This is a genomic window from Massilia sp. DWR3-1-1 (genome assembly GCF_049898325.1).
GTDB lineage: Bacteria > Pseudomonadota > Gammaproteobacteria > Burkholderiales > Burkholderiaceae_D > JAFCUW01.
Genome location: NZ_JAFCXL010000067.1, coordinates 1 through 1,769 on the forward strand (window position 1 = coordinate 1; position 1,769 = coordinate 1,769).

The following is a 1,769-nucleotide window of genomic DNA, read 5'->3' on the forward strand; positions in this document are numbered from 1 at the left end:
ACCGATGAAATCGAGGGCTTTGACCTTGATCTGCTGCCCGAAGATTCCCGCACTCGCTGGGAGCGCCTGCAAGTGGTGTTTTCCCACGCCTGCGATCAGGTACGCCGCGAGCGCGCACCGGGCCTGCAACTGGACCCGCGCGCACCGCATGATGCGCTGTTAGGTCAGCTGCGCCGCCGTGCCAACGACGGCGCGCAGACGCGACCAGAATGGGGGCTCGCGGGCAATGCGGCTTTTCTGATCGCTCCCCGGCACAGAAGCCGTGGCGTTGTGCTAGGCGGGCGCAGTTTCCTGCATGACTATGACGCCAGCCAAGATAGTGATGGAAGCGTACTGGAACTGCTGATGACCGCGCCCATGCTGGTCACGCATTGGATCAACTGGCAATACCATGCATCTACCTGCGATCCGCTGCGGCTAGGCAGCGGCAATAAGGTGCTGCACAACGTGGTGGGTGGCAACCTCGGCGTCTTCGAGGGCAACGGCGGCGATCTGCGGATCGGGCTGTCCCGCCAGTCGCTACATGACGGCCAGCGCTGGGTGCACGAGCCCTTGCGGCTGACCGTGGTCATCGATGCGCCGCAGGCGGCCATTGAAGTGGTGATCGGCAAGCATGCAGTCGTCCGGCAACTGCTCGACAACGGCTGGCTCCACCTCTGGCGCTTCGCGCTTGCTGGCTTCGAGCGTTACGAACACGGAACATGGTCTCCATTGTGTCTGGATGTCGAATGATGGCGAAGCCGTCCTATTACAAAGGAAGTCGGGTGGCCCTGTTGACCCAGCATGGAAAGGAACGTGTGATCGCACCTGTGCTTGAGCCCGTCCTGGGTTGCTCCATCGAACTTGTTACTGGATTCGATACTGACCAGTTTGGCACCTTCACAAGGGAGACGCCACGGTACGGTACACAACTGGAGGCGGCCAGACGTAAGGCAAGAAAAGGGATGGAGCTTGCGCGTGCTTCGCAGGGAATCGCTAGTGAAGGCAGCTTCGGTCCTGACCCCCATACGGGCATGTTTCCTTGGAATGTGGAGCTCTTGGTCTGGATCGATGACCACATGGGCATCGAAGTTGTCGGCATGGCCCAGGGTGCCGCCCCTAACGATCATATCCAGAGCGGCGACTGGCAGGCAGTTGCTGACTTTGCCAAACGCGTCGGCTTCCCAGAGCACCAATTGGTGTTGCGCCCCGATGGGCAAAGCGATACGCGCATCTGCAAGGACATTGCTGATTGGACGCGGTTGAAAACGTGCTTCGACGTTAGCCTCGCGCAATCACGTTGCGGCAATGTGTTTGTTGAATTGGATTTGCGCGCCTTCGCCAATCCCAGCCGCATGAAATACATCGAACAGGCTGCCAACGATCTGCTGCAGCGCCTGCAATCGACCTGCCCCGCATGCCGTGCCCCTGGCTTCTGGATCAGCGAATGGCAACCGGGACTGCCCTGCGCATCGTGTCGGTTGCCAACCCATAGTTATCGCAGCGAAGTGTGGACGTGCCTGCGCTGTGAGCATCGGCGCATCGCTGAGCGGGCAGATCGGTCAGCAGCTGACCCTGTGCATTGTGCTTACTGCAATCCGTAACTCGCTGGAAAACTATTTTTGAGCGAGAAGTTAATGTAGCGCTGCGTGCCAAGGTGTCTGGTTGAGCTATACCCTAACCTGATGTCAGACGACCACAACGCAGGCCGTCAGGATAGGGTTGATCTCGCAATTACTTGACATATGCCTTTAACGGTCATAGAGTCTTTCCTGACACATCTTGTTAAG

2 protein-coding genes are annotated in these 1,769 nt (G+C 58.8%); both read left to right on the forward strand.

The features are described from left to right. A partial coding sequence (locus tag ACP7EY_RS23925; RefSeq protein ID WP_426197751.1) for a putative inorganic carbon transporter subunit DabA occupies nucleotides 1-732 on the forward strand: 732 nt, incomplete at its 5' end. Next, nucleotides 729-1,583 carry a DUF6671 family protein gene (locus ACP7EY_RS23930; protein ID WP_426197752.1) on the forward strand — a complete coding sequence of 285 codons (855 nt, stop codon included), beginning with the start codon at nucleotides 729-731 and terminating at the stop codon, nucleotides 1,581-1,583. The genes ACP7EY_RS23925 and ACP7EY_RS23930, both read left to right, overlap by 4 nt. The last annotated feature ends 186 nt before the right edge of the window (nucleotides 1,584-1,769 follow it).

Bases quoted from the DNA above. Each gene is read 5' to 3' on its own strand.
- ACP7EY_RS23930 (WP_426197752.1), top strand. From the start codon at position 729: ATGATGGCGAAGCCGTCCTATTACAAAGGAAGTCGGGTGGCCCTGTTG.